Raw genomic sequence first — 21460 nt, 5'->3', positions numbered from 1 at the left:
TGTACATCGGGAAATGGTCCATGACACAAAATTACCTCGGCCAGTGTCGGGTTTTTCCCTGTTGCCGGGAAAAAAAGCTATCATCGGCCGTAGCATAGAGCGAAAAAAACAGGGACTTTGTATGAAATTTATTTTTTGGGGAGTGCGCGGTTCCATACCCTCCCCCGGCCCGCGCACCGCGCGCTATGGCGGCAACACCACCTGCATCGAAGTGCGCACCGACAACGACACCCTGATCGTCATCGATGGCGGCACCGGCATATTCTCGCTGGCCCAGTCCCTGTTGCAGAACAAGACAGCGCCCATCCACGCCAACATCTTCATCACCCACAGCCACTGGGACCACATCCACGGCCTGCCCTTCTTCACGCCGCTGTTCGTGCGCGGCAGCCGGGTGCGCCTGCACGGCGTCACCGACCCCGTCACCGGCAACGGCATCGAGCATGTGATGGGCGTGCAGCTGCAGAACAGCTACTTCCCGGTCAGCGAAACCCAGATGGACGCCACCATCGAATACCAGACGCTCACCATCGACGAGCCGGTCCAGGTCAGCGACGCGCTGGTGCGCAACGTGGTGATGAACCATCCGGTGACCGACCTCGGCTATCGTATCGAATGCCATGGCAAGTCCGTGTTCTTCACTGGCGACCATGAGCCGCACTACAACATCCATCCGCCCGGCCACCCGGAGCACGCCGCCTACGAACTGTGGATGGCGGAACGCAACGCCGCCATCGACGCCGTGGTGCAAGGCGTCGACGCGCTGATCGTCGATTGCTCCTACACCCGCGAGGAATACCCGGCCAAGCAGGGCTGGGGCCACGGCACCTTCGATTCCGCGTTCGCCATGGCGCTGCGCACCGGCGCCAAAGCGCTATACTGCACCCATCATGAACCGACCCGCAGCGACGACGAACTCGAAGCCGTGTTCGCCGATGTCATGGCGCGCCACGCGCCGCTGCTGGGTGATCTGAAGGTCTTCCTCGCTTATGAAGGCATGGAAGTTCACTTGACCTAGCGAAAGCGATCATGAACGACGCCGGCAACCCCAGTCCACACCCCAGCGATGTCGACCTGCGGCTGGCGTTTTTCCAGAAGCTGCAAACGGTGACGACCAAGATCCACGCCACCAGCAACCTGGACGAAATCATGCTCGACCTCGGCATGGAGTTCTGCGACCTGTTCAATTGCGACCGCTTCACGCTGTACGCGATGGACCATGAAAAAGACTACATCGTTTCCAAGGTCAAGACCGGACTGACCTCGTTCCGCGACCTCAAGCTGGCGGTGACGCCGGCCTCCATCGCCGGCTACGTCGCGCTGACCCGCAAGACCGTCAACATCGCCGACGTCTACGACCAGGCCGAGCTGTCGCGCTACTCGCCGGAGCTGCGCTTCCAGCAGGGCGTGGACCAGCGCACCGGCTACCGCACCAAGCAGATGCTGGTGGCGCCGCTGATCTCGGTGCAATCGCGCGAGCTGCTGGGCGTGGTGCAATTCATCAACAACCGCGACCGCTGCCCCTTCTCCGCCATCGCCGAGGCCGGCGTGAAGGAGCTGTGCGATACGCTGTCGGTGGCCTTCAGCCAGCGTTTGAAACCACCGCAGATGGTACGCACCAAATATGACGGTCTGGTGACGGACGCGGTGCTGTCGCTGCCCGAGCTGGAGCTGGCCACGCGTTCGGCCCGCAAGAAGGATCTCGATGTCGAGGATGTGCTGATCGATGAATTCCAGGTCAAGCTGGCGGCCATCGGCGCCTCGCTGGAGCGGCACTTCAGCGTGCCGTACGAGCACTTCCGGCCCGACCGCATCAAGCCGGTGGAGCTGCTGAAGAACCTCAAGCGCCAGTACGTCGAGGAATCCGGCTGGATGCCGCTGGAAGACAGCAAGGAAGGCATGCTGGTGGTGGCGCTGGACCCGGACCGGGTGGCGCACACCCACATCGTCAACCAGATCTTCCCCAAGGCCAAGCCGGTGTACCGCGTCACCAGCAACCGCGAGTTCCAGCAGATGCTGGAGCACTTCTTCGGCGCCACCAGCGACATGGGCAGCGTCGGCGAGCTGCTGTCGGGCATGGACGACGACGAGGTCGACGGCGAAGGCGGCACGGTCGAGGTGTCGGAGGCGGTGGAAAACGAGCTGGTCAAACTGCTCAACAAGATCATCGTCGACGCCCACCGCCAGGGCGTGTCGGACATCCACATCGAACCGCTGCCCGGCAAGGGCAAGACCGGCATCCGCTTCCGCAAGGATGGCACGCTGGTGCCCTACATCGAGATACCCGCTTCCTACCGCAGCGCGCTGGTGGCGCGGGTCAAGATCATGTGCGACCTCGACATCTCCGAGCGCCGCAAGCCGCAGGACGGCAAGATCAAGTTCAAGAAGTACGGTCCGCTGGACATCGAGCTGCGGGTGGCGACGATACCGTCGGCCGGCGGCGTCGAGGACATCGTCATGCGGATACTGGCGGCCGGCGAACCTATCCCGCTCGACAAGCTGGGCGTGCTGCCCTTCAACCTGGAGCGCCTGCGCGCCACCATCGAGAAACCGTATGGTCTGTTTTTCGTCTGCGGCCCGACCGGCTCCGGCAAGACCACCACGCTGCACTCGGTGCTCAACTACCTGAACACGCCGGACACCAAGATCTGGACCGCCGAAGACCCGGTCGAGATCACGCAGAAAGGCTTGCGCCAGGTGCAGGTCAACCGCAAGGCGGGGCTGGACTTCGCCACGGTGATGCGGGCCTTCCTGCGCGCCGATCCGGACATCATCATGGTCGGCGAGATGCGCGACAAGGAAACCGTGGGCATGGGCATCGAAGCCTCGCTGACGGGCCACCTGGTGTTCGCCACGCTGCACACCAACAGCGCGCCGGAATCCATCGTGCGGCTGCTGGACATGGGCATGGACCCGTTCAACTTCGCCGACGCGCTGCTGGGCATCCTGGCGCAGCGGCTGGCCAAGCGCCTGTGCGGCAAGTGCAAGCAGGCTTACCAGCCGGGCGAGGAGGAATTGAAACTGCTGTTGACGGAGTTTTGCGAAGAGCTGCTCAACACCGACAGCTTCATCAAGGACGGCGCCGCCGGCCGCGCCGCCGTGCTGGACGGCTGGCGCCAGCGCTACGCCAAGGACGGCAAGTTCACGCTATACCGCGCGGTCGGCTGCGAGGAGTGCAACAAGGGTTACAAGGGCCGCGTCGGCTTGCACGAGCTGCTGATAGGCAGCGACAAGGTCAAGAAGCTGCTGCAGGAACATGCGCGCGTTGCTCAGCTGCTGGCGGCCGCATTGGAAGACGGCATGCTGACCTTGAAGATGGACGGCATCGAGAAAGTCTTGTTGGGCATTACCGACATCAAGATGGTGCGCGCGGTCTGCATCAAGTAGGCGCGCTTGCCGTTGCGCGGCAGGACGCGGCGGTCGGCCAGCGCGCGCAGGCGCGTCAGGCCGGCTTGCAGATTGAAGGCGCGGCCGGCCAGTTGGCGGTCCACCAGCTGCGTGGCCATGGCCAGCGCCGGCGCGACGGCGGCCTTGGCCGAATACGGCAGCACCAAGCGGTAGCGGCCGCGCATGTGCGGCACCACGCCGACGAAACCCAAGGTCACTTCATTGAAAGCCAGGCGGCGCAATTCCATCGCCACCTGCTGCACCAGTTGCACCAGCGGCGGCACGTCGGCGCAGCGCTTGCCCACCAGGTTGCGCTGGCGGCGCAGGCCCGGCAGGATCGCTTGCAGGCGGCGCTCCAGCGCGCTGATGGCGGCGGGCGTGGGCGCGTCGCGGTCCAGCTCCAGTATGCTGAGCAGGCAAGGTTGTGAGGAATAGCGGTTGTCGCTGGCGAGGTAGCGCTGATCGATGATTTTCATGATAGCCAATGTCTTCTTTAAAATTCAGGCAACATTGTCGCAAGCTTCAGGCCTGCGCGTAAGCAGCGCACGGGCCATCTGCGTGTAAGACCAGGCTGACAGCTAACGTGTGCTTAAGGCCGGCGTGCTATCAAGCTGTTACGGCGTGGGCAATTGTTTTTCGAAGCAGACGGCCAGCGGGTTGCCGATGTATTTGCCGTAGTTGGCGATGCGCTGATAGCCGCGCGCTTCGTAGAAATCGACGGCGCGGCGGTTGACCAGCCGCGTCTCCAGCCACACGGCCTGGTAACCCATGGCCAGCGCCTCATCCTCCAGGAATCGCAGCACGGCGCTGCCGACGCCGCTCGTGCCGTGGCGCGCATACATGCGCTTGATCTCGGCCACGCCCGGTTCCAGCGGACGCAGCGCGCCGCAGCCGAGCGCATGGCCGCTGGCGTCGCGCGCCACCACGAAACAGCCGGCCGGGCCGTAGACATCGTTGGCGTCGAACGAGGCGTTGCCGCTGTCGCCGGTGATGGCTTCCAGCGCCGTCGACAATTCTTCCATCAACAACAGGGAATCGCGCGCGGCGGGATCTTCGGTTTGGAGTTGGATGTCGGTATGCATGATATGCAAATTATTGCACAGTACAGATGACCAGTTCCGGATTGGCGTTGATGCGCACCGGAATGCGGCTGCAACCCACGCCGCGACTGACGATCAGCTCGCCGTTGCCGCGCACCGGGAAGCGTCCATAATGATAGGGACGCGACAGCGGACCTTCCGGCAGCACCAGCGGCGTGCCGTCGCGCAGCGCGATCTGGCCGCCGTGCGTGTGGCCGGCAAAGGCGACGTCGTACTGCCGCCCTTCCAGCGATAGCAGGCCGTCCGGCGCGTGCATCAGCAGCACGCGCACGGCGCCTGCGCCGGCAAAGGCGGCGGCGGCATCAGGCTCACCGGTCCAGGGATCGTCCAGGCCGCAGATCGACACGTTGCCGAACGGCGCCGGCAGCGTCATCGCGCGGTTGACCAGCATCTGCACGCCGACCGCTTCGAAGCGGCGGCAGATGTCGGCGTCGTCGGTCGACAAATCGTGGTTGCCCAGCACCGCGAACTTGCCCAGCGGCGGCTGGCAAGCCGCCAGCGGCGGGCACATCACGGCGGCATTGGCGGCGGGGCCGGAGACGTAGTCGCCGCCGAGCAGCAGCACGTCCGGCTGCTCGGTGGCGATGGCGGCAAACAGGTCATGGAAGATGCCCGCATGGGTGGGCGGGCCGGCGTGGAAATCCGAAGCAAACGCGATCTTGAGCGGACGCGGCAGGCGTTTGCCTTCCGGCAGCGCGATCGCATGGCGGGTCACGCCGAGGCGGCCGTGCAGGCCGCAGTGGTAACTCAGCGCACTGACCACGCCCCCCATCAGGACGAGATTCACCAACGCCTCCAGCCTGCTCCGGCGCGGTGAAAAGTGCTTGCTGCGGGGAACTATCATGGGGAAAACGATCAAACGGGTAAAGAGGCGGCATGATAGCCTATTTTACGTCGTCATCAGACATCGCTGATCGGCGCGGCGGCGGCTTCGGCGATGCCGGCGGCGGCCATGTGGCGGCAGTAGTTTTCCAGTTTGGCCGTGTCGCAATGCACCTCCAGCTTGTGCACGCGGCCCCAGCGCAATTCGAACTCATGCACGCCCTGGTTGGCGCCAGTGCTGCCGTCGGGCAGCGTGAAGCGGTCCTTCCACGTCACGGTGGCGATGGTGCGCCACGGCCAGCCGGTGACGGCGATGGCGTCGATGTCGAAGCGCAGGCCGGGCAGCAGCCGCTTCAGGCGTGCATACCACTGCGTCGTCGACGCCAACGTGCGGCGCTCGCCGGCCAGCGGATGGTGGCCGTGCATCAAATGCCGGTGCGCGGCGGCGAATTGCGGCAGCACGCGCTCGTAGGCGCCCGCGTTGATGTCCCTGAACGCCCGCTGCAATTTGCGGCCAACGATAAAGTGGTACATGATCGCCTCCAATCTTTACACAAGAAAGATCTGTATAGTGCGACGATATCTTTCTCGTGTCAAGATGACTTTATGAGCACCAAACCCTACCACCACGGCAATCTGCGCGACAGCCTGCTCGATGCCGCCGCTCTCTTGCTGGCGCAGAACGGCGCGCAGGCGCTGACCTTGCGCGAGGTCGCCAAGGCGGCCGGCGTGTCGCATGCCGCGCCGTATCACCACTTTCCCAGCCGCGAGCATTTGCTGGCCGCCGTGGCGGCGCAGGCCTTCGCCGGGCTGGCCTCGGCGATGGCGGCGGCGGACGCCGATGGCGCGCGCAGCCAGGGCCTGCGGCTGATGGATATCTGCGAGGTGTATGTGGAATTTGCCCGCGCGCGGCCGGCGCAGTTCCGCCTGATGTTCGGCCCCCTGCTGGCGCAGAAATCGCGCTACCCCGATTTGAAGCAGGCGGCGGAAGCGGCGTTCAATGTCCTGGTCATGGCGGCCACTGCCTTCGATGCGGAGCGCGGCCCGGAGCTGGCATTGACCGGCTGGAGCCTGGCGCACGGACTGGCGAACCTGGCGATCGACGAAGCGTTCACGGATCTGCCGGTAGCGGTGCCCGCGCCGGCGGTGCTGGCGCGCGCCATGGCGGCGCGCATGCTGGGCTTACAGGGCGGCGTCGACCAGTAAGCCGGGTTGCAGCGCGCGGATGCGCAGCTCGGTGAAGTAGCCGCCCGCCTCGTTGTAGCGCAGGTAGTGGCGGCCGCAGTCCAGGCAGCGCGCCAGCTGGCTGCGGTTGCACGGATAGTAGCGCGGCGCGATGGGCGCGTCGTCGCTTTCGTAGCGCGTGCCGTGCGGATGGTATTCGGCGAAGGTCGGCTCGTCGTACGGGTCGTCCATCAGCGTGCCGATTTCCTCGAAACGGTCCAGCTCCAGCGAGGTCGGCAGACGCTGCCACGCCGCCAGCGACACAGCATTGCAACTGCACGGCGCCGTGATGCCGGCGGAAGCCTGAGCCAGTTGCATCAACTGGGGAAAATCAATTTTCTTCATGCTGCGTCCGTCAATGGGGTATCCGATTTTACTGCAATCCAGATCAACTCACCGCAGCCAGAACGGACCTACAGTGGCAATTCCAATTCCGGCAGCGACGACATGGAAACTAGAATTCTTAGCTGGGCATTCCCATGGCTGATGGCCATCCTGGAATTTTTGCTACGCCAAAGCATACACGACGCTGGCGCAACTGCATTCATAGGGCCGACGGTCGGTGGCGCGGCTTTGGGAATGCTGCTGCCTTTTACGCGGGCCAGAGAGATCCGGGGTACAAAACGGCATGCGCCAGGCATCATCTCCTTCGATCGCCGCGAAGACCGTTGGGCACAAAAGGCCAACCTCGCCGTGTGGATCGGTTTAACAGTCTGGGCGGTGAGTCTGTATCTGAGCCTGGCTCGCCGTGACGATCTCTTTACCCAGGCGGATAGCGAGCGAATCTCGAATTTAATCGGCGCTATACTGTGGCCGATTGCAGTGCTTTTTGATGTCTTGAGGGGCCAAAAAAATGAACTGGCCAGAAGTCGTTGATGGATTGCTGTACATCGGCTCGTGGATGCTAGGCTCGATGACAGTTGCAATTTTCTGCGCTTGGGCAATTCCCCGATTCTTCCCGGCCAAGCCGGAAGATGACTACACCTACGTACTCAAGAATAAAAACGGTAAAAAAACTACCGTGGTACTACCGCCTGACCTCCTCGAAGCGGAGCGCCAACAGATTCTCGACGAAGCCTATCGTCGACTCGGCATTCAGCCAGAATCAGGGCATTAAGACCGTTGCCCTACTATCAGCTCAGATAAGCGACAAAGCTGCGGGCCAGTTCCTCGGCCAGCTTTTCATCCGGCTCCGGTATCACGTTATGCCACAAGGACATCGGCTCCAGCGCGATCGCTTCGATCGATGTGATGGCGTGCAGCACCGCGAATTGCAGCGCGCGCTCGGGCGAAGCGTGGCGGATCTGCCCGCGATGCACCAGCAGGCATTGCACGGACAGCTGCACATTCTCTTCCATGATGGCGCGGGCGGCGGCGACGAATGCGGTGTCGGTGTCGGCGTCGATAAAGCGCGCCAGCGCGCGCAGCAGGCGCGGATGCTGGCGGTACTGCAAAAACATCAGCCGTATCAGCGCGTCGGCGCTTTCACGCAAGGTGGGGTGCTGCAGCATCGCCGGCAGCTGGCTCTTGTTCGCCTCGTTACTGCGCTCCAGCAGGTGCAGGAAGGCAGCCCGCATCAACGCATCCTTGTTGACGAAACGGCGGTAGACGCTGGCCGGCGCGACCTCGGCCAGCGCGGCAATGCGCGGGATCACCGTGCCTTCCAGCCCGTGCTCGTCGAGCGAGCGGATGGTGGCGTTCAGCAGACGCTCCAGCGTGGCCTGGCTGCGCTTTTGTTGGGGGGCGGCGACGACTTTGTTTTGGCTCATGCACGGAATCATAGACAATTCCGCCGAAATATGCGAATGTAAACACACATTCACTTTTTTTGGAGATCAAAATGAACAGCCGGTTCAAGCATGTCTGGGTGGGCTCGACCATCTCGCAACTGGGCGATGTCGGTTTCATGCTGGCCCTGCCCTGGCTGGTGCTGCAGATGACCGGTTCCAGCCTGGCGCTCGGCTCGGTCATGATGGCGCTGGCGATTCCGCGCGCGCTGCTGATGCTGCTGGGCGGCGCCGTCAGCGACCGCTTCCCCGCGCGCACGGTGCTGGCCGTGGCCTACACGGCGCAGACGCTGTGCGTGGCGCTGATCGCCCTGCTGCTGCACCGGCAGGCGCTGAACCTGCAGCTGCTGTATCTGATCGCCTTCTGCTTCGGCGTGGCCGACGCCTTCACCTCGCCGGCCCTGCGCGTGCTGCTGCCGGAGCTGGTGCCGCCGGAACAACTGCAACGCGCCAACGCGCTGCTGCAATCGAGCATGCAGATCTGCGTGCTGGCCGGATCGGCCGTGGGCGGCCTGCTGATCGCGCAGTACGGATTGCTGTTCGTCTTCATCGCCGACGCGGCCAGCTATGCCTACATCATCATCGTGCCGCTGTGCATGGCCGCCCGCCCGCACACGGCGATGCCCGGCGCTGAAGCCGGCGGCATCATGCCGGCCATCGCCGCCGGCCTGCGCTACGTCTGGCGCGACGCCGGCCTGCGCGCTGTGCTGATCAGCTTCGCCAGCATCAATTTCTGCGCGACCGGCGCGACGCAGATCGGCCTGGTCGTGCTGGCCGGTGAGCGGCACGGCTCGTCGGGACTGGGGCTGCTGATGGCGTGCGCCGGCGCCGGCTCGCTGCTCGGCCTGGCGCTGGCCGCCAAATGGCGCTCGCCGCTGACGGTGCATCGCAGCGCGGCGGCCGCATCGTTTGCGCTCAGCCTGCTGCTGGCCGGACTGGCCTTGCCGCTGCCGCTGTGGTGGGTGGGCCTGGACGCCGCCCTGCTCGGCGCGGTGGCCGGCTACGTGAACATCCAGGTGCTGAGCTGGCTGCAAGGCAGCGTGCGCAGCGATATGCTGGGACGGACCATGAGCGTGCTGGCGCTGGCCTCGGTCGGCATCACGCCGCTGTCGCTGGCGGCGGCGGGCCTGCTGGCGCAGATCGGCACCGGCGCCCTCTTCCTTGGCGCCGGCACGCTGTTGCTGCTGACTTCCGCCGCGCTCTGGCGCCACGCGGCGCCTGCGCCACTACCCGAGCGGGCGTAAAAAAAGGGAGCCGAAGCTCCCTTTGGTTTTACATGATGTGGTGTCCGACCCAGAACGCCAGCGCGGCGACAAACGCCGAGGCCGGTATCGTGAAGACCCAGGCCCAGACGATGTTGCCCGCCACGCCCCAGCGCACGGCCGACATCTTCTGCGACGAACCCACGCCGACGATGGCGCCGGTGATGGTGTGCGTGGTCGATACCGGCACGCCGAAGTGCGAAGCGATCAGCAAGGTCATCGCGCCGCCGGTTTCGGCGCAGAAGCCGCCCACCGGTTTGAGCTTGGTGATCTTCTGGCCCATGGTCTTGACGATGCGCCAGCCGCCGAACAGGGTGCCGAACGAGATCGCGCCGTAGCACGAGATCACCACCCACAGCGGCGGCGCCGACGCGTCCACCGGCACCTGGCCGACGGCGATCAGCAGCATCCAGATGATGCCGATGGTTTTTTGCGCATCATTGCCGCCGTGGCCCAGGCTGTACGAAGCGGCCGACACCAGTTGCAGGCGGCGGAACCACTTGTCGACCCGGCGCGGCGTCGAGCGCACGAACAGCCACGACACGATCAGCATGATGATGGAGCCGAACACAAAGCCCATCAGCGGCGAAATGATGATCCATTTGACAGTCTTCAGCAGGCCATCGCCGACCAGCGCGCTGGTGCCGGACTTGGCCACCGCGGCGCCGACCAGGCCGCCGATCAGCGCGTGCGACGACGACGAAGGAATGCCGTAGTACCAGGTGAACAGGTTCCACGCGATGGCGCCGACCAGTGCACCGAAGATCACGTATTGATCGACGACGCCGGGATCGATGGTGCCCTTGCCCACCGTGGACGCCACGTGCAGGCCGACCACGAAGATGGCGATGAAGTTGAACAGCGCGGCCATGGCCACCGCCGTCTGCGGCTTGAGCACGCCGGTCGACACCACGGTGGCGATCGCATTGGCGGCGTCATGGAAGCCGTTCATGAAGTCAAACACCAGTGCCAGGGCGATCAACAGGCCCAGCACGTAGATGCTGATTTGTAGGGTATGCATATTGGACGATTCTTTTTGTAGTTATGCGTTTTCGACGATGATGCCTTCGATGATGTTGGCCACATCTTCGCAACGGTCGGTCACGGTTTCCAGGATTTCGTAGATGGCTTTCATCTTGATCAGGTTGCGCACGTCCGGTTCGTCGCGGAACAGCTTGGACATGGCGGCGCGCATCACATGGTCGGCGTCCGATTCCAGGCGGTCGATCTCTTCGCAGATGGCAACGATCTGGCGCGAGTTGTCCATGTTGTGCAGCAGGGCCACGGCTTGCTGGACCTTCTCGGTGCAGGCCAGCACCAGTTCGGCCAGGCGCTTGGCTTCCGGCGTCACCGAATGCAGGTCGTACAGCGATACCGTCTGGCCGGCGTCTTCCAGCAGGTCGAGGATGTCGTCCATGCGGGTGATCAGCTTGTGGATGTCGTCGCGGTCGATCGGCGTGATGAAGGTTTTGTGCAACAGGTCGACGGTGGCGTAGGTGATCTTGTCGGCTTGCTTCTCGATCGACTCGATGGCGTGCACGCGGTTTTCCAGATCGTCGAAATTGGACATCAGGCCCAGCATCTCTTTTGCACCTTTGACGCACAGGTCGGCGTGCTGGTTAAACAGGTCAAAAAATTTGCCCTCGGTGGGCATCAAACGTCCAAACATTTTATTCTCCGTAAATGTGTACTGCAGATCGCCGCCCCCGGGTACGGGACGGCGTAAAGATTAGTCGCCTTGGTACAGCGCCAGATTACCGGCGTAGTTGCCAAACTTCGTGTATTGGCCGATCCAGGTCAGGCGAACCGAGCCGATCGGGCCGTTACGCTGCTTACCGATAATGATCTCGGCCGTTCCCTTATCGGGCGAGTCCGGGTTGTAGACCTCGTCGCGATACAAGAAGATGATGACGTCCGCATCCTGCTCGATAGCGCCGGATTCGCGCAAGTCGGACATGACGGGACGTTTATTGGGGCGTTGCTCCAGAGAGCGGTTCAGCTGAGATAGTGCGATCACCGGGCACTGCAACTCTTTGGCTAGGCCTTTGAGCGAGCGCGAGATTTCCGAGATTTCCGAGGCGCGGTTGTCGCCCTGGGTCGAGCCTGTCATCAGCTGCAAGTAGTCGACCACGATCAGGCCGAGCTTGCCGCATTGGCGCGACAGGCGGCGCGCGCGGGCGCGCATTTCGATCGGGTTCAGCGCCGGGGTCTCGTCGATGTAGACCTGGGCGTCGTTCATTTTCTGGATGGCGTGCGTCAGGCGCGGCCAATCCTCGTCGTTCAGCTTACCGGTGCGCAGGCGGTGCTGGTCCAGCTGGCCGACCGAGCCCAGCATACGCATGGCCAGCTGTACGCCGCCCATCTCCATCGAGAACACGGCGACCGGCAGGCCTTCTTCCACCGCGACGTTCTCGGCGATGTTCATCGAGAACGCGGTCTTGCCCATCGACGGACGGCCGGCGACGACCACCATGTCGCCCGGCTGCAGGCCGGAGGTCATGCGGTCGAGGTCGATCCAGCCGGTCGGCACGCCGGTGATTTCGGACTGGCTTTCGCGCGAGTACAGCTCGTCGATGCGCTCGACCACCTGGGTCAGCAGCGGCTGCACCGGGATCCAGCCGGCGGCGCCACGGGCGCCCTGCTCGGCGATGGCGAAGATCTTCGATTCCGCCTCGTCCAGCATCTGCTTGACTTCCTTGCCCTGCGGGCTGAAGGCCTGGCCGGAGATTTCGTCGGCCACCGTGATCAGCTGGCGCAGGATGGAACGATCGCGGACGATCTCGGCATAGCGGCGGATGTTGGCGGCCGATGGCGTGTTTTGCGCCATCGCGTTCAGGTAGGTCAGGCCGCCCACGTCTTCCGCCTTGCCCAGCTGGGACAGGGTTTCAAACACGGTGATGACGTCGGCCGGACGCGAACCGTTGATCATCTTGACGATCTGCTCGAAGATGATGCGGTGGTCGTAGCGGTAGAAGTCCTCGGGGTTCATCATATCCGCAATGCGGTCGAACGCCGCATTATCGCGCAGCAGGCCGCCAATGACGGACTGTTCTGCTTCGATGGAATGCGGCGGGACGCGGAGTGAATCTACTTGCGGATCGGAGGGGGCGTTCATGGCGCGAATTATACCTGCTTGCTTGAGCCGTATTACAAATTTATGACGAGAAAAAAGCCGGGCAAGCCCGGCTTTTTCAATGTGTTGCTATACCGACCAGACGTTGCCGTCCGGTCTGATATCAGGCAGCTTCGCCTACGACAGCAACGGTCACTTCTACCACCACGTCGGTGTGCAGAGCAACGCTTACTGGGTGCTCGCCAACGGTCTTCAGAGGACCGGTAGGCATGCGCACAGCAGCTTTTTCAACAGCGAAACCAGCTTTGGTCAGGGCTTCAGCGATGTCGAAGTTGGTGACGGAGCCGAACAGACGGCCGTCAACACCAGCTTTTTGCGAAACGTTCACGGTCATGCCGTTCAGTTTCTCGCCTTGAGCTTGAGCAGCGGCCAGCTTTTCAGCAGCAGCTTTTTCCAGTTCAGCGCGCTTGACTTCGAATTCAGCAACGGCGGACGCGGTAGCGCGGCGGGCCATTTTTTGCGGAATCAGGAAGTTACGTGCGTAACCGTCTTTAACTTTAACGACTTCACCCAGGTTGCCCAGGTTGACGACTTTTTCTAACAGAATGATTTGCATAGTTCTTCTCCAGGATCTTATCTAGACGACGCGATTAAGCGTGGTGCAGATCGGTGTAAGGCAGCAGCGCGAGGTAGCGAGCGCGCTTGATTGCGGTGTCAACTTGGCGCTGGTAGTGCGCTTTGGTACCGGTCAGACGTGCTGGCATGATTTTGCCGTTTTCCTGGACGAAGTCTTTCAGGGTGTCGACGTCTTTGTAGTCAACCTGTTCAACGTTTGCTGCGGTGAAGCGGCAGAACTTCTTACGCTTGAACAGTGGGTTTTGTTGCTTGCGCTTTTCTTTCAGCTTGAGCTTGTTTTTGTCGAACTTTTTACCGAATGCCATTTTAGGCTCCTGTATCTAAATTGAGCTGTCTGGGACAGCACTAAAATCAATGATGTGAAACACCAGGCTTTTGCTATTGCGATTCTTCTTGTTCAGGAACCCGGTGAACTGATACATGCCGGCCAGTGGCGCCTGACTGAAGCGGCCTGAAATCTCGCCCGCGGCAACCGCGGAAATTTCAAACTCGCTCAATCGGGCAATGCCTGCCTCCATCTGCTGCGACCGGTGCTGGAGTACAGCATTCACGATCGGCATGCCGGCCGGGGTGTAGCGCAAGGCGTCCCGTTCGGCGATGAGGGCAATAAACTGGAGCTGGTTCAGCTCGGTTCCTGGCAACAATTAGGCCGCAGGAGCAGCAGCAACTGCTGGAGCTTCGGTGCGATGCGATTTCGCTGCATCTTCACGTTGTACCGACTTCATCATCGGCGAAGGAGCGGTTTCCGCTTTCTTCATCTTGACGGTCAGGTGACGCAGCACGGCATCATTGAATTTGAAGGCGGTTTCCAGCTCGACCAGGGTCTCGTTGTCGCATTCGATGTTCAGGCAGATGTAGTGTGCTTTAGCCAGTTTCTGGATCGAGTAAGCCATTTGACGACGGCCCCAATCTTCAACACGGTGCACGGCGCCGCCGCGGGTGGTAACCGAGGTCTTGTAACGCTCGATCATGGCGGGCACTTGCTCGCTCTGGTCCGGGTGGACGATAAATACTATTTCATAGTGACGCATACAAACTCCCTTAAGGACTGTGAATATAGCCCACCCTGGCGTCAAGACAGGTGTGGGAAGAGGTAAGCCCGCGACTATATCAGCTTTTCCGGCAAAAGACAATCCGGGGTCAAGTCTGACATTTGGACACGAGCTCGACCGCAACGCGGCGCTACGGTCGAGGTCGTGTCCAAATGTCAGACTTGACCCCATCATGAATTTATTTCGCGCAAAGCAACAAATTCCCTTGCATTTCGCTTCACACTGTACAAAAATACAGACTGTCTATATACACAGGCCCAAAGCACTCTATGATCAAGCTCACCGCAAGACAGGAACAAATTCTCAATCTGATCAAGGATGCCATCGAGAACACCGGCTTCCCGCCGACCCGCGCCGAGATCGCCAACGAACTGGGCTTCAAATCCGCCAACGCGGCCGAGGAGCATCTGCAGGCGCTGGCGCGCAAGGGCGCGATCGAGATCGCCGCCGGCACCTCGCGCGGCATCCGCCTGCTGGGCGTGCACGCCGAACCGGCCACGCCGAAAGTACCGGTGTCGCTGATGATGTCGCTGCCGCTGATCGGCCGCGTGGCCGCCGGCTCGCCCATCCTGGCGCAGGAAAACCTGGAAACCAGCTACAGCGTCGACCCGGCCATGTTCTCTTCCCGGCCGGACTACCTGCTCAAGGTGCGCGGCGAGTCGATGCGCGACGCCGGCATCATGGACGGCGACCTGCTGGCCGTGAAAAAGGTGGACAGCGCCAAGAACGGCCAGATCGTCGTGGCCCGCATCGGCAACGACGTCACGGTCAAGCGCTACCGCAAGACCGGCTCCACCTTGGAGCTGCTGCCGGAAAACCCGGACTTCAAGATCATCAAGGTCGATCCTGAAGCGGACGAGTTCGCGCTGGAAGGCCTGGCTGTCGGCCTGATGCGCAGCTGGCACTAAGCCTTACATCGACATCGGCTTCGGCACGATGAGCGGGAAGGCGCTGTTCAGCGCCCGCCTGGCGATATCGTCCGAACCCATGTGCGAATTCGACATCAGCACCACGCCCCGCTGCGTGCTGGTGTCGAAGCCGATATACGTACGGTAGCCGCCCGTGCCGCCGTTATGCCAGACGATGTGCGAGCCATGCTGCTCCAGCACATGCCATCCCAGCGCCACCGACGCGCCTACCCTGCCCTCGATCGTGTGACGCGGCTGGTGCGCGGCCTGCATCGCGCCGTATAGCGGCGTCTTCAGCAATCCCATATTCGCCCCTACGAACTTCAGCATGTCCGCCGTCGACGAGCGCAGCGCGCCCATGCCTGCCAGCACCGGCATGTCCCAGTTGGCCGCGACCACGCCCGGCATGCCGTAGCCGATGGCCAGATGCTGGCGCATGGCCGGCGTCAGCGTGACGGCCGTGCTGTTCATGCCCAGCGTGCCGGTGATGCGCTGGCGCACCAGGGTTTCGTAATCGACGCCGGTGCGCAGCGTCAGCGCATGGCCCAGCAGGCCGACGCCGGCATTCGAATATTCGTAGCGCTCGCCCGCCGCACGCGAGGGCGTAAAGCCGTGCACAAATTCGTACAGCTGTGGCGCCGTGTAGTCGGCGAAGGGATTGTCGTCATCCTTGGGCGCAAGGTTGGAAGGAATGCTTGGGATGCCGGAGACCTGCGACGACAGGTCGAGCAGCGTGATCTGCCGCCCGCCGAAAGCCGGCGGCGCAGCAGCGGCCGGCAAGTAGCGCGCCACCGGATCGGCCAGACTCACTTCGCCGCGCAGGGCCATGTCGCTCAGGATGGTGGCAGTGAACACCTTGGTGATGGAGCCGATCTCGTAGACCGAGTCCGCATCGACAGCCGCCCCGCCCTCGCTCAGGCTGCCGTAGGCCAGCACATGACTGCCTTTGGCGTCGATGATGCCGATCACCATGCCGGTGCCGGCGTGGTCGATATCGACGCGGGTTTTCATCATGGCGAGCAACTCGGCGTCGCTGACCGGGGCCGCTTGCGCAGCGGCGGCCAGCAGCGCGCCGCCAAGCAGGGCCAGCATTCGCTTCAGGGGGAAAGGGATAGTCATGTCGCGCAGACTAGCAAACTTCTAGCCACGACGGACAGACAATATTGCGTCAATTCCTGCCAAACGGCGGCAGCTCAGCGCTTGCCGGCCGTTACCGGCAGGTGCGGCAGCTCGCGCGCGCTCAAGGCGATGTCGCCGCGCCGGCCTTCCCACGCGGCCTCCGCCACTGTGACCGCGTCCGCCTGGCGCTTGGCGTCGTCCGCCACTTGCACGAACACCTGGCTCATCAGCGTTTGCGCGGCGCTCATCTCATCGTCGGTCATCAAATCGGCCAGGTCGGCGGGGATGCTCTTGCCGACCGGCAGAGCTGCGTTGTAGTTGGCAAGGAACCTGTCGTAGCAGGCGCGCCACGCGGCCAGCGCCTGCGACACCGCTGCGCGGCTGGCCGTGGCCGGACGCATCGGAATGTAGGGTTGCTGGCAGTCGAATCGGGCCAGGGAAATATCGGCGCCGTCGTAGTGGCTGGTGTAGTACTCGATCTCCGCTTGCCGGGCCAGGCGGCGGGACGGCTCTTCGGCAAAGGCGTTACTCGACAGCACGGTCAAAGCCAGAACCCATGCTGCTCTCATGACGCCTCCTCCGTGCTTAGTAAAATTGAAAGCTTAGATTATCACAACTGGCCGCGGTGATCAGCAAGCTTCCAGGGCGCAGGTGAAATCGTCCAACAGATCGTCGGTATCCTCAATGCCGACCGACACCCGTATCAGCGATTCGGCGATGCCCATCGAAGCGCGGCGTTCGGCGCCCATCTCGAAGAAGATGGTGTGCGCCACCGGGATGATCAGCGTGCGCGTATCGCCCAGGTTGGAGGCCGGGATCGCCAGCTTCAGGCGATTCAGGAAATCGAAGCAGTCGATGCCGTCCTTCAGCTCAAAGCTCAGCAGCGAGCCGAAGCTGCGGAACAGCTCGCTGGAGATCGCGTGCTGCGGGTGCGAGGCCAGGCCGGGATAGTAGACGGCCGCCACGCGCTCGTCCGATTCCAGCAGCTTGGCCAGCGCCAGCGCATTGGCGCTGGTGCGTTCCATGCGCAACGCCAGCGTCTCGGCGCCGACGGCGATGTGGTGGGCCGCTTCCGGCGCCAAAGAGGAACCGAAGTCGCGCAAGCCCTTGGCGCGGATCTGCGCCAGCCCCCATTGCAGCGGCGCGGCTTTCTTGTAGTTCTCGTAGATGTTGGGGAAGCGGGTCCAGTCGTAGGCGCCGGTATCGGTCAGGCTGCCGCCCAGCGCATTGCCGTGGCCGCCGATGGACTTGGTCAGCGCGTTGACCACCAGCCCTGCCCCAACCGATTTCGGACGGAACAGGTAAGGCGTGGTCATCGTGTTGTCGACGATGTAGAGGATGCCGCGCTGCTGGCACAGCTCACCGATGCGCTTCAGGTCCGCCACTTGCGTGCGCGGGTTGGCGATGGTTTCGACAAACACCACGCGGGTCTGGTCGGTGATGGCGGCGGCGACATTGGCGACGTCAGTGGCGTCGACAAACGATACGCCCACGCCCTGTGCCATGGTGGTCTGCCACAGGCTGTTGGTGTTACCGAACAAGAACGACGACGACACCACATGATCGCCCGCGCGCAGCAGCGACTGGAACACTGCGCCGATCGCGCCCATACCGGTGGCGAAACAGATCGTGCCCACACCCTGCTCCATCTTGTTGACCTTGTCTTCCAGCGCGGAGATGGTCGGGTTGCCCTGGCGGCCATAGCGGAAGCCCGGCTCCTTGCCCTGGAATACCGAGGCCAGCTGGCGCGCGTCTGCGTAACCGAAGGCGACCGAGGTGTGGATGGGCTTGTGCAGCGAACCGTGCTCGATGCCCTTCTGGCGATCGTTGTGCAGGATGGTGGTGGTGAAGCCGTAGTTTTTCTTGTCGTTCATGTTCAAGCAGTCAAAAAAAAAGCCCGGTGCGGAGTGAACCGCACCGGGCGCGACATCAGCCTTCGGCGGTCGCGAGATTCAGATTCAGTTGCGAGCGGCCCGCATCTTCGGGGCCGGCGGCCTTCGGATGATGACGCGCGTATTCCAGCTTGTCCAGGTAGTCCTTGGAGATGTCGCCGGTGACGTAGACGCCGTCGAAACACGAAGCCTCGAAGTTCTTCAACGCCGGGTTGACGTCCGAGATGGCGCGCTTCAACGCGTCGATATCCTGGTAGACCAGGTGATCGGCGGTGATCTCGCGGCAGACTTCCTCGGTGCTGCGGCCGTAGGCGATCAGCTCGTCACGGGTAGGCATGTCGATGCCGTACACGTTAGGGAAGATCACCGGTGGCGCCGCCGAAGCGAAGATCACCTTCTTGGCGCCGGCTTCGCGCGCCATCTGCACGATCTCGCGGCTGGTGGTGCCGCGCACGATGGAGTCATCCACCAGCAGCACGACCTTGTCCTTGAACTCGGAAGCGATGGCGTTCAGTTTCTGGCGCACGGACTTCTTGCGCGCAGCCTGGCCCGGCATGATGAAGGTACGGCCGATGTAGCGGTTCTTGATGAAGCCTTCGCGGTATTCCACGTTCAGCGCCAGCGCCAGCTGGATCGCGGCAGGACGCGACGAATCCGGAATCGGCATGACGACATCGATCTCGCCATCCTTGAATTCGCGCTTGATCTTCTCGGCCAGGTACTCGCCCATTTTCAGGCGGGTGGCGTAGACGGACGCGCCGTCGATCACCGAATCAGGACGAGCCAGGTAGACGAACTCGAACACGCAAGGGTTCAGCGACGGGTTGTCGGCGCACTGGCGCGAATGCAGCTGCTTGTCGGCGTCGATGAAGACGGCCTCGCCCGGCGCGATGTCGCGCACGAAGCGGAAGCCCATGCCTTCCAGCGCCACGGACTCGGAAGCGATCAGGTACTCGGCGCCCTGCTCGGTTTCATTGATGCCCAGGCACAGCGGACGAATGCCGAACGGATCGCGGAAGGCCAGCAGGCCGACGCCGGCGATCTGCGCCACGGCAGCGTAGCCGCCACGCACGCGGCGATGCAGCACGGTCACGGCTTCGAAGATGGTGTCGGCGTCGATCGAGATGCCGGTGGTGGCTTTCTGGATTTCGTGGGCCAGCACGTTCAGCAACACTTCCGAATCGGAATCGGTGTTGATGTGGCGGCGGTCGTTCTGGAACATTTCTTTTTTGAGCTGTTCCCAGTTGGTCAGGTTGCCGTTGTGCGCCAGCGTGATGCCGAACGGGGCGTTGACGTAGAACGGTTGCGCTTCTTCCTCGCTCGACGAGCCGGCGGTTGGATAGCGGCAGTGACCGATGCCGGAATTGCCTTGCAGCGTACGCATGTTACGGGTACGGAAAACGTCACGAACGAGGCCGTTGGCCTTGTGCATGGCGAACATGCTGCTGTGATTGGTCGCGATACCTGCCGCATCCTGGCCGCGGTGCTGCAGCAGCAGCAATGCGTCATACAGCAGTTGATTGACAGGTTGATGGGATACGACGCCGACGATGCCACACATGATGTTGCTCCTGGACTTGGTGCTACAGATTTAAAGAATTCAAAAATTCACATGCTGCGCCATGGCAGCGGGAAGAAAGGCTTTCACCGTATGCGCTCCGGTCTCCGCGAGCGGACTCAATAGCGCATCCTTCCAGAATGCTTGTTGCGGTATCGACGTCATCCCACACAGGATGACACCGGCCAGCACAATGACAAGGCCGCGGCCGAAGCCGAACACCATGCCCAGCGCGCGATCCACCAGGCTGAGGCCGCCGGCATCGAGCAAGGCGCCCAGCGCCATGGCCAGCAGGCCCATCAAAATCCGTACGCCGATGAACAGCGCGATAAAAGCCAGGATCAGGCGCAGCACCTCGCCCGGCACCACCGGCGGCAGCATCTGCGCCAGCGCGGCGGCGTAGGCGTTGGCGACCACGAAGGCCACCACCCAGCTTGCCAACGACAACACTTCCTTCACCAGGCCGCGCATCATGCTGATGATGACCGACGCGACCAATACAAAAATCACCAGGTAATCAAAGATCGTCACGTCGGGCAGCCTGCTGGATCAAACGGTTTCGAGACGGCCGCTCAGGCCCATCGCGGTCAGCTTGGCCCGTACTTTTTCGGCTTCATCCTTGTTGGTGAACGGCCCCACGCGCACGCGGGTGATGTCGCCGGACGGCGTCTTTTGCGTGAAGGAGCTGATGCCGGCTTTCTTCAACTTGTCGCGCAGCTCGTCCACCTTGCCCTGGTCGCTCAGCGCGGCCACTTGCAAGACGAATTTCTGGCCGGTCTCGGCGGCAGCAGCAGGCTTGGCGGCGGCCTTGCCTTCCAGGATGGCCAGCGCGCGCGCATCTTCCGAGTTGCCGGCGGCCGGCTTGGCGCTTTCGGCCTGTTTGGCGGCCTTGGCTTCGGCCAGCTTGCGTTCGGTTTCCTTGGCGTCGGCCTTGGCCTTGGCTTCGGCTTTCACCTCGGCTTGCTTGCGTTCGATTTCCGCCTTGTAGTCGGCGTCCTGGCGGGCTTTGGCTTCGTTGTCGGCCTTGTTCTTGGCGATGGCTTCCGCCTTGGCTTCGGCTTTCAGCTTGGCTTCGGCCTTTTGCTCGGCTTCGCGCTTGAGGGCGTCGGCCTTGGTGGTGTCGACCTTGATGGGGGCGATGGCAGGCGGCGTGGCCGGCACAGCGGCGGCCAGCGCGGCTACCGGCGCGGCTGCGGCAGGTTTGGACGGTTTGACGTCTTCGACGATTTCTTCTCTGCTGTCCAGCGCGGCGCTCTGGGCTACCGGTGCGGCGGCAGGCGCGGCTTCGGCCGGCTTGTCCTTGGCAGGGATTTTGATTTCGATATCGGACGACAGCGGCTTGGGTTCGGAATCGAGCACCATCGGCAGGCCGATGGCCACGCCCAGCGCCAGCGCGATCGCACCGACCAGGCGGCGGCGTGCGCGTTTCTTTTCCGGCAACACCGGGTCGTCCGCTTCGCGGTCTTTGCCGCGGCGGGATTTGGCGGAACCATCCGCCGACGAGGCGCGCTTGGAGCGTGCGCGCTCCGTCGCGTCCTGGTCATCTGCGCTGGTGTAATAGCCGCTGTCTTGACCAGCGGTCTCTTGCTTGTTTTTACCGAGTTTCGAGAACAAGCCCATGCGTGATTTCAGTCCTGTGC

At 62.8% G+C, this 21460-nt stretch carries 26 protein-coding genes; 7 read left to right on the top strand and 19 right to left on the bottom strand.

Translation table 11 applies throughout. The features are described from left to right. Window positions 1–121: 121 nt before the first annotated feature. Window positions 122–1018, top strand: coding sequence for an MBL fold metallo-hydrolase (locus tag GEV01_RS06175; RefSeq protein WP_152802657.1), 897 nt, complete (start codon window positions 122–124; stop codon window positions 1016–1018). A gap of 11 nt (window positions 1019–1029) precedes the next feature. Then, entirely contained in the window at window positions 1030–3387 is a 2358-nt protein-coding gene (locus GEV01_RS06170) for a GspE/PulE family protein (RefSeq protein WP_152802654.1), read from the top strand. Here the strand turns inward: GEV01_RS06170 and GEV01_RS06165 are convergent. The 4 genes from GEV01_RS06165 to GEV01_RS06150 form a co-directional block, all read right to left on the bottom strand. Then, on the bottom strand, window positions 3270–3863 hold the full coding sequence (locus GEV01_RS06165; protein ID WP_152802652.1) for a hypothetical protein: 594 nt from the start codon (window positions 3861–3863) through the stop codon (window positions 3270–3272). The two genes, GEV01_RS06170 and GEV01_RS06165, sit on opposite strands and share 118 nt — an antisense overlap. 138 nt (window positions 3864–4001) lie before the next feature. After that, window positions 4002–4469 (bottom strand): GNAT family N-acetyltransferase, encoded by a 468-nt coding sequence (locus GEV01_RS06160; RefSeq protein ID WP_152802650.1) that lies wholly within the window; start codon window positions 4467–4469, stop codon window positions 4002–4004. A 10-nt stretch (window positions 4470–4479) separates the two neighbouring features. Next, the gene (locus GEV01_RS06155) at window positions 4480–5274 is read right to left on the bottom strand and encodes a metallophosphoesterase (RefSeq protein ID WP_328595448.1); all 795 of its coding nucleotides are present in this window, start codon (window positions 5272–5274) and stop codon (window positions 4480–4482) included. Between the two features lie 113 nt (window positions 5275–5387). Next, complete coding sequence (locus tag GEV01_RS06150) at window positions 5388–5843, bottom strand: nuclear transport factor 2 family protein (protein ID WP_152802646.1); 456 nt, start codon at window positions 5841–5843, stop codon at window positions 5388–5390. 72 nt (window positions 5844–5915) lie between these two features. On the opposite strand from GEV01_RS06150, the gene GEV01_RS06145 reads away from it, so the two are divergent. Continuing rightward, window positions 5916–6515: a TetR/AcrR family transcriptional regulator gene (locus tag GEV01_RS06145; protein ID WP_152802644.1), complete on the top strand. Its 600-nt coding sequence runs from the start codon at window positions 5916–5918 to the stop codon at window positions 6513–6515. On the opposite strand, the gene GEV01_RS06140 is transcribed toward GEV01_RS06145, so the two are convergent. Continuing rightward, the gene (locus GEV01_RS06140; protein WP_175022958.1) at window positions 6492–6878 is read right to left on the bottom strand and encodes a hypothetical protein; all 387 of its coding nucleotides are present in this window, start codon (window positions 6876–6878) and stop codon (window positions 6492–6494) included. The genes GEV01_RS06145 and GEV01_RS06140 overlap by 24 nt on opposite strands. A gap of 141 nt (window positions 6879–7019) precedes the next feature. Here GEV01_RS06140 and GEV01_RS06135 point away from each other — a divergent pair, with 141 nt between their 5' ends. Both GEV01_RS06135 and GEV01_RS06130 read left to right on the top strand, forming a co-directional pair. After that, on the top strand, window positions 7020–7409 hold the full coding sequence (locus tag GEV01_RS06135) for a hypothetical protein (protein ID WP_217428360.1): 390 nt from the start codon (window positions 7020–7022) through the stop codon (window positions 7407–7409). Further along, window positions 7387–7650 (top strand): hypothetical protein, encoded by a 264-nt coding sequence (locus GEV01_RS06130; protein WP_152802640.1) that lies wholly within the window; start codon window positions 7387–7389, stop codon window positions 7648–7650. Before GEV01_RS06135 ends, GEV01_RS06130 begins: the two co-directional genes overlap by 23 nt. Before the next feature lie 16 nt (window positions 7651–7666). Here the strand turns inward: GEV01_RS06130 and GEV01_RS06125 are convergent, their stop codons facing one another. Beyond that, complete coding sequence (locus GEV01_RS06125; RefSeq protein WP_175022956.1) at window positions 7667–8302, bottom strand: TetR/AcrR family transcriptional regulator; 636 nt, start codon at window positions 8300–8302, stop codon at window positions 7667–7669. A gap of 71 nt (window positions 8303–8373) precedes the next feature. Here GEV01_RS06125 and GEV01_RS06120 point away from each other — a divergent pair, with 71 nt between their 5' ends. Next, on the top strand, window positions 8374–9564 hold the full coding sequence (locus tag GEV01_RS06120) for an MFS transporter (protein WP_152802637.1): 1191 nt from the start codon (window positions 8374–8376) through the stop codon (window positions 9562–9564). Between the two features lie 28 nt (window positions 9565–9592). On the opposite strand, the gene GEV01_RS06115 is transcribed toward GEV01_RS06120, so the two are convergent. The 7 genes from GEV01_RS06115 to rpsF all read right to left on the bottom strand — a co-directional run bounded on the left by GEV01_RS06115 (window position 9593) and on the right by rpsF (window position 14322). After that, window positions 9593–10603, bottom strand: a complete 1011-nt coding sequence (locus GEV01_RS06115) for an inorganic phosphate transporter (RefSeq protein WP_152802635.1) — start codon at window positions 10601–10603, stop codon at window positions 9593–9595. A gap of 21 nt (window positions 10604–10624) precedes the next feature. Then, entirely contained in the window at window positions 10625–11251 is a 627-nt protein-coding gene (locus tag GEV01_RS06110; RefSeq protein WP_070272676.1) for a DUF47 domain-containing protein, read from the bottom strand. 60 nt (window positions 11252–11311) lie between these two features. Next, window positions 11312–12697 carry a replicative DNA helicase gene (locus GEV01_RS06105; RefSeq protein WP_008450937.1) on the bottom strand — a complete coding sequence of 462 codons (1386 nt, stop codon included), beginning with the start codon at window positions 12695–12697 and terminating at the stop codon, window positions 11312–11314. A 121-nt stretch (window positions 12698–12818) separates the two neighbouring features. Further along, window positions 12819–13271, bottom strand: coding sequence for a 50S ribosomal protein L9 (rplI, locus tag GEV01_RS06100; protein WP_008450939.1), 453 nt, complete (start codon window positions 13269–13271; stop codon window positions 12819–12821). 34 nt (window positions 13272–13305) lie between these two features. Then, a complete protein-coding gene (rpsR, locus tag GEV01_RS06095; RefSeq protein WP_008450941.1) occupies window positions 13306–13596 on the bottom strand; it encodes a 30S ribosomal protein S18 in 291 nt (96 codons plus the stop codon). Window positions 13597–13611: 15 nt separating this feature from the next. Continuing rightward, window positions 13612–13917, bottom strand: coding sequence for a primosomal replication protein N (gene priB, locus GEV01_RS06090; RefSeq protein ID WP_043482237.1), 306 nt, complete (start codon window positions 13915–13917; stop codon window positions 13612–13614). An 18-nt stretch (window positions 13918–13935) separates the two neighbouring features. After that, on the bottom strand, window positions 13936–14322 hold the full coding sequence (rpsF, locus tag GEV01_RS06085; RefSeq protein WP_008450943.1) for a 30S ribosomal protein S6: 387 nt from the start codon (window positions 14320–14322) through the stop codon (window positions 13936–13938). Between the two features lie 290 nt (window positions 14323–14612). On the opposite strand from rpsF, the gene lexA reads away from it, so the two are divergent. Next, window positions 14613–15251 carry a transcriptional repressor LexA gene (gene lexA / locus GEV01_RS06080; RefSeq protein WP_152802633.1) on the top strand — a complete coding sequence of 213 codons (639 nt, stop codon included), beginning with the start codon at window positions 14613–14615 and terminating at the stop codon, window positions 15249–15251. Between the two features lie 3 nt (window positions 15252–15254). Here the strand turns inward: lexA and GEV01_RS06075 are convergent, their stop codons facing one another. The 6 genes from GEV01_RS06075 to GEV01_RS06050 form a co-directional block, all read right to left on the bottom strand. Next, window positions 15255–16370 carry a serine hydrolase domain-containing protein gene (locus GEV01_RS06075; RefSeq protein ID WP_152802631.1) on the bottom strand — a complete coding sequence of 372 codons (1116 nt, stop codon included), beginning with the start codon at window positions 16368–16370 and terminating at the stop codon, window positions 15255–15257. Window positions 16371–16444: 74 nt separating this feature from the next. Continuing rightward, a complete protein-coding gene (locus GEV01_RS06070) occupies window positions 16445–16939 on the bottom strand; it encodes a hypothetical protein (RefSeq protein ID WP_152802629.1) in 495 nt (164 codons plus the stop codon). A 60-nt stretch (window positions 16940–16999) separates the two neighbouring features. Further along, window positions 17000–18244, bottom strand: coding sequence for a cystathionine gamma-synthase family protein (locus tag GEV01_RS06065; protein ID WP_152802627.1), 1245 nt, complete (start codon window positions 18242–18244; stop codon window positions 17000–17002). 55 nt (window positions 18245–18299) lie between these two features. Further along, on the bottom strand, window positions 18300–19823 hold the full coding sequence (gene purF, locus GEV01_RS06060; RefSeq protein ID WP_070272682.1) for an amidophosphoribosyltransferase: 1524 nt from the start codon (window positions 19821–19823) through the stop codon (window positions 18300–18302). A gap of 39 nt (window positions 19824–19862) precedes the next feature. Further along, on the bottom strand, window positions 19863–20351 hold the full coding sequence (locus GEV01_RS06055; protein WP_008450958.1) for a CvpA family protein: 489 nt from the start codon (window positions 20349–20351) through the stop codon (window positions 19863–19865). An 18-nt stretch (window positions 20352–20369) separates the two neighbouring features. Beyond that, the gene (locus tag GEV01_RS06050; protein ID WP_152802623.1) at window positions 20370–21440 is read right to left on the bottom strand and encodes an SPOR domain-containing protein; all 1071 of its coding nucleotides are present in this window, start codon (window positions 21438–21440) and stop codon (window positions 20370–20372) included. Window positions 21441–21460 lie beyond the last annotated feature (20 nt).

It is taken from the genome of Rugamonas rivuli (assembly GCF_009380165.1).
Classification (GTDB): domain Bacteria; phylum Pseudomonadota; class Gammaproteobacteria; order Burkholderiales; family Burkholderiaceae_D; genus Rugamonas; species Rugamonas rivuli.
Note: the sequence above shows the minus strand (reverse complement) of the source record. Positions and strands in the feature narration are given on the sequence as shown.